The sequence below is a fragment of the Amaricoccus sp. genome (genome assembly GCF_036846665.1).
Lineage (GTDB): Bacteria > Pseudomonadota > Alphaproteobacteria > Rhodobacterales > Rhodobacteraceae > Amaricoccus.
On the sequence record NZ_DAIUBO010000268.1, the window covers coordinates 1 to 4,571 of the forward strand.

Annotated in this window: 5 protein-coding genes and 1 pseudogene; 1 reads left to right on the plus strand and 5 read right to left on the minus strand. The window is 71.1% G+C overall.

Features of this window, described 5'->3' with window-relative positions; genetic code table 11:
- Nucleotides 1–131: 131 nt before the first annotated feature.
- From V7050_RS18310 to V7050_RS18320, 3 genes are read right to left on the minus strand one after another with little or no spacing between them, the layout of a single operon-like run.
- The gene (locus V7050_RS18310; RefSeq protein WP_324370076.1) at nt 132–383 is read right to left on the minus strand and encodes a hypothetical protein; all 252 of its coding nucleotides are present in this window, start codon (nt 381–383) and stop codon (nt 132–134) included.
- Nucleotides 380–676, minus strand: a complete 297-nt coding sequence (locus V7050_RS18315; protein ID WP_324370074.1) for a hypothetical protein — start codon at nt 674–676, stop codon at nt 380–382. Before V7050_RS18315 ends, V7050_RS18310 begins: the two co-directional genes overlap by 4 nt.
- A complete protein-coding gene (locus V7050_RS18320) occupies nt 669–1,397 on the minus strand; it encodes an endonuclease/exonuclease/phosphatase family protein (RefSeq protein ID WP_324370072.1) in 729 nt (242 codons plus the stop codon). Before V7050_RS18320 ends, V7050_RS18315 begins: the two co-directional genes overlap by 8 nt.
- 415 nt (nt 1,398–1,812) lie before the next feature.
- On the opposite strand from V7050_RS18320, the gene V7050_RS18325 reads away from it, so the two are divergent.
- Nucleotides 1,813–3,333 carry a bifunctional aminoglycoside phosphotransferase/ATP-binding protein gene (locus V7050_RS18325; RefSeq protein ID WP_324375163.1) on the plus strand — a complete coding sequence of 507 codons (1,521 nt, stop codon included), beginning with the start codon at nt 1,813–1,815 and terminating at the stop codon, nt 3,331–3,333.
- Here the strand turns inward: V7050_RS18325 and V7050_RS18330 are convergent.
- Both V7050_RS18330 and V7050_RS18335 read right to left on the minus strand, forming a co-directional pair.
- A complete protein-coding gene (locus V7050_RS18330; protein WP_324370068.1) occupies nt 3,299–4,078 on the minus strand; it encodes a phosphodiesterase in 780 nt (259 codons plus the stop codon). The two genes, V7050_RS18325 and V7050_RS18330, sit on opposite strands and share 35 nt — an antisense overlap.
- A gap of 69 nt (nt 4,079–4,147) precedes the next feature.
- Nucleotides 4,148–4,571: pseudogene (locus V7050_RS18335) on the minus strand (type III PLP-dependent enzyme); the annotation flags it as partial.

Consider the following 4,571-nt stretch of genomic DNA (forward strand, 5'->3'; position numbering starts at 1 on the left):
GCCTGCCGGGGGCAGGCAGGCGCGCGCGGATTTGTCACCTGCCAAATCCGCGAAGGGAAGGCGGCGCCACGGGGCAGGGCGCCGGTCCGTAGCAGTCACCCGCAAACCGCATCGCCGCGCCCTGCGCCGGCTCAGCGTTCGACGTACATCACCTGGTAGATGCTCTGCACGCAGGGGTATTCCTTGCTCTCGATCAGCTTGTCGCCGTTGTGGTCGCATTTGAGGATATGGACCGGGCTCATGCGGCGAAAGCGCTGCTGCACCTGCTTGACGGTCAGCGCCGAGGGATCGCTGCCCGCCGCCTGGGCCGAGAGCGGCGCGGGGCATTGCGCGCCGAGCAGAACTGCCGCCACCAGGACCGGAAGACGAAGGTGCCCCCTCACTCCGGCGACCTGTAGAGAAGCTGATAGATATTCTCGAGACAGGGCCAGTGGCCCTGGTCGATGAAACCCTGCTTGTTCGCGCATTTTCGGAACGTGACCTTCATCAGCTGCGGATAGACGATGCGCGCCTCCTCGAAGACGACGACGCCGTCGCCGTTCTGGTCGGCCTTGGCGAAGGCGATCGCGCCCGCGGCACCGGCCGCGCAGAGCCCGCCCGCGAGGGCCGCCGCGAAGAGCGACCCGACGAGACGCCGCCGCCGCGCCGCCCGACCCCGGCCTGTCGCGTCATGCATCGATTGCTCCTTCCAGGCTGACCCGCGCCTTGATCGGCAGGTGATCGGAGGCCTTGCGCGCCAGCGGGCTGTCATGGACCTCGACGGGCCCGAGGATGGTATGGGGCCGCGCGATGATCCGGTCGAGCGCGAACAGCGGATAATAGGAGGGAAAGCTCGCCACCCCGCGGCCCATCGGCCCGAACTGCGACCCGAAGGGCCGGAGCGCCGAGCGGCGCCGGTGGCGCCATTCGTTCATGTCCCCCATCAGCACGATGGGGCGGTCGTCCCCGCCGGAATGTGCGAGCAGCGCCTCGACCTGCATGATCCGCGACTGGCGCAGCAGCCCCAGATGCGCCGCCATGACCCGGACCGGCCCGCGCGTCAGGTCGAGATCCACCACCAGCGCGCCGCGCGGCTCGAGCCCGGGCAGGGCGATCTGGCGCAGCCCGCGCACCAGCCCCTCGCGCACGAGCACGAGGTTCCCGTGCCAGCCGTGCCCGGCATGCCCGTTGGCCACCGGCACCGGCACGAGCCCGGCGATCCGGGTGATCCGGTCGAGATCGAGCAGGGCGGCGCGGTCGCCGAAGCGCCGGTCGGCCTCCTGGAGCGCGACGACATCCGCGCCGATCTCGGCGACGACCTCCACGATGCGCTCCGGCAGGCAGCGGCCGTCGGTGCCGACGCATTTGTGGACATTGTAGGAGGCGAAGATCGCTTCGCCGCCGGGTTGCTTTGCCATGCATTCCTCCGACGCGGCCGGAATCTAGTCCTTTCCGGGCGCCACTGGAACCCCTGTCGGCCTGCGTCGATGGCTGCGCAACTGGAACGCATTCCCTCGTGTTCGACCGTCCCGCCCCAGGACGAGGGCGGCGCCCGGCCCGGGCGGAAGCGGAGCGCCCGCGACGTGCCTCGAGGCGGGCCTTCGGCGTGACGGGGCAGGGGATGCGCTGCCCGGCGGTGCCCGCCGGGCGAAGCGGTTCCAGTGACATTATTGTTCCGTTTACGAATATATCCATGTTTTTCAATTGCTTGCATTCTGTCCCCATGGGGACACGCGATTCCGCACCGATCCGCGCCCTTCCGGACCGGCGCGGGCCGCGTTGACCGGAACCGGGCCGCGGGCATAGCCTCGACGGGGTGCTTCGGAGAGCGCGATGATCGTCCAGGACCAGTCCGACGTCTGCGCCTTCCTCGCGCGGGCGGTCGGCGCCGAGACGCGCGAGACGCATATTTCGCGGCTCTTCCTCGGGCCTCGGCGGGTCTGCAAGCTCAAGCGGGCGGTGCGCCTTCCCTATCTCGATTTCTCCACGCCCGCGCTGCGGCACGCCGCCTGCCTGCGCGAGGTCGCGCGCAACGCATCGGCCGCGCCCGACCTCTATCTCGGCGTGCGGCGGATCACCGCCTCCGGATCGGGCGGCCTGGCCTGGGAGGGGGGCGGGGAACTCGTCGATGCGGTCGTGGAGATGCGGCGCTTCGACGAGGCCATGCTGCTCGACCGGCTCGCGGCGCGCGGCGCGCTCCCGCCGGCGCTGATGCAGCCGCTCGCGGCCGCGATCGCGGGTCTGCACGCCGCCGCGCCGCCCTCGCAGGAATCCGGTGCAGCCAATATCGCCGCGGTGCTGGCGATCAACGAGGCGGCGCTCGCCGAGGCGGCCGCCTTCCCCGCCGCCGACATCGCGCGCTTCAACCGCGGGTTTCGCGACGGGCTCGCTGGGCTCGCGCCGCTTCTCGACGCCCGCGCGCGCGACGGCCGGGTCAGGCTCTGCCACGGCGACCTGCATCTGGGGAACATCTTCCTCGAGAACGGCCAACCGGTGCTCTTCGACTGCATCGAGTTCAACGACCGCATCGCCACCATCGACGTGCTCTACGATCTCGCCTATCTGCTGATGGACCTCCGCCACCGCGATCTCGCCTCGCACGCGAACACCGTCGCGAACCGCTACCTCGACACCACCGGCGACGAGGCCGGCATGCCCACGTTGCCCTATTTCATGGCGCTGCGGGCGGGAGTGCGGGCGCATGTGACCGGCACGCGGATCGCCGAGGGCGACCGGGATGCCGCGACCCGCGATCTCGCGGACGGGTATTTCCGGCTGGTGCTCCGCCTGCTCGAACCCGCACCGCCGGTCGTCCTGGCCATCGGCGGCCTCAGCGGCGCCGGCAAGTCGACCCTCGCCGCGGCGCTCGCGCCCAGGCTCGGCCGCGGGGCCGGGGCGCGGCACCTCGCCAGCGACCGCATCCGCAAGGCGCAGCACGGCGTGGCGCCCGAAACCCGCCTGCCGGCAAGCGCCTACACCGCTTCCGCATCGCGAAGCGTCTACGACGAGCTGACCCGCCGCGCCGGCCTGCTCGCCTCGGGCGGCACGGCCGTCGTCGCCGATGCCGTCTTCGCGCGCGAGGACGAGCGCGCCCATATCGCGGCAGCCGCCCGCGCCGCCGGTGTTCCCTTCCTCGGCGTCTGGCTCGATCTGCCCGCCGGCCGGCTGGCCGAACGGCTCGCGGCCCGGCGCGGCGATCCGTCGGACGCCACGCCTTCGGTGCTCGAACGGCAGCTCGGCTACGATCTCGGGGTCATGGACTGGCAGCGCATCGACGCGGGCCCGCCGCCCGACGAGGTCGCGGAGGCGATCCTGCGCGTCATTCGAAGCCGGGCAGATATTCCGTATGGCTGAGGAGGCCTCCCTCGGGGCTCCAGACATGCAGCTGCCAGCCGGGGTTCTGCGGGACCAGCCGCGGACGGCCCGCGGGCGAGAGGTCGAGCGGCACCTCCCAGGCCACGCCCGGGCAGATCATGCCGATGGTGCCGGCCCAGGCGCGCTGCACCGCGCGATGCACATGGCCGCAGAGCACGCCCGCGATGCGCGGATGGCCGGCGACGATCTCGCCCAGCCGGTCGCCGTTCACGCAGACATTGGCATCCACGAAGGGAATGCCCGTGGCGAAAGGCTGGTGATGCAGGAAGAGCAGCACCGGCCGGTCGCTTTCGGCCAGCCGGGCGGCGAGCCAGTCGAGCCGCTCGGCGCAGAGCACGCCACGCGATTCGCCGTCGCCGCCGAGCGAATCGAGCCCGATGAGCCGCAGGGGCCATCCCTCGACGGTGAGGTGGAACCAGGGCGCCGTTCCGATCGCGATCGGCGTCGGGGCGAGCGCGGCGGCAAAGGCCGCGCGGCGGTCGTGGTTGCCCGGGATCGCGACCATGGGCAGGTCGAAGCCCGCGATCAGCCGGTTGAAATTGGCGTATTCCTCCGGCGTGCCGTTCTCGGTCAGATCGCCGGTCAGAAGCACGATATCGGGCCGCGGATCGAAGCCCGCGACCCGCGCCAGCACCGCCGAGAAGGCGGCATCCGCATCATAGCCGCCGAAGAGCCGTGCCCCCGGCGGGCCAAGATGCGGATCGCTGATCTGCGCGATGATCATCGGAACCTCCCGGCGATATTCCGCGAGGTTCCGCTATAGCTGCCCGGATTCCCCGGCGACAGGCCCGCGCTACCCGAGAAAGACCGAATCGAGCGGCGGGAAGCCGTTGAAGCCCACCGAGGAATAGCTCGTCGTATAGGCCCCGGTGCAGAGCACCCGGATGCGGTCGCCCGACCGCAGCGCCAGGGGCAGCTGGACCGGACGCTTCTCGTAGAGCACGTCGGCGGAATCGCAGGAGGGGCCCGCGAGGATGCAGGGGCCGGTTTCGGCATCGCCGTGGCGCGTTTCGAACTGGTAGCGGATCGCCTCGTCCATGGTCTCGGCCAGGCCGGAGAACTTGCCGATGTCGAGGAACACCCAGCGATGCAGGTCGTCGTCGTCCTTCCGCGACACGAGCAGCACCTCGGCCACGATCACGCCGGCCTCGGCGACGAGGCCGCGGCCGGGCTCGGCCATGACCGACACCTCGGAGCCGAAGCGCGCGCGCACCATC

Excerpts from the sequence above, each read along its gene's own strand:
- V7050_RS18315 (WP_324370074.1), bottom strand. The coding sequence starts at position 676 with ATGCATGACGCGACAGGCCGGGGTCGGGCGGCGCGGCGGCGGCGTCTC.
- V7050_RS18320 (WP_324370072.1), bottom strand. The coding sequence starts at position 1,397 with ATGGCAAAGCAACCCGGCGGCGAAGCGATCTTCGCCTCCTACAATGTC.
- V7050_RS18325 (WP_324375163.1), top strand. The coding sequence starts at position 1,813 with ATGATCGTCCAGGACCAGTCCGACGTCTGCGCCTTCCTCGCGCGGGCG.
- V7050_RS18330 (WP_324370068.1), bottom strand. The coding sequence starts at position 4,078 with ATGATCATCGCGCAGATCAGCGATCCGCATCTTGGCCCGCCGGGGGCA.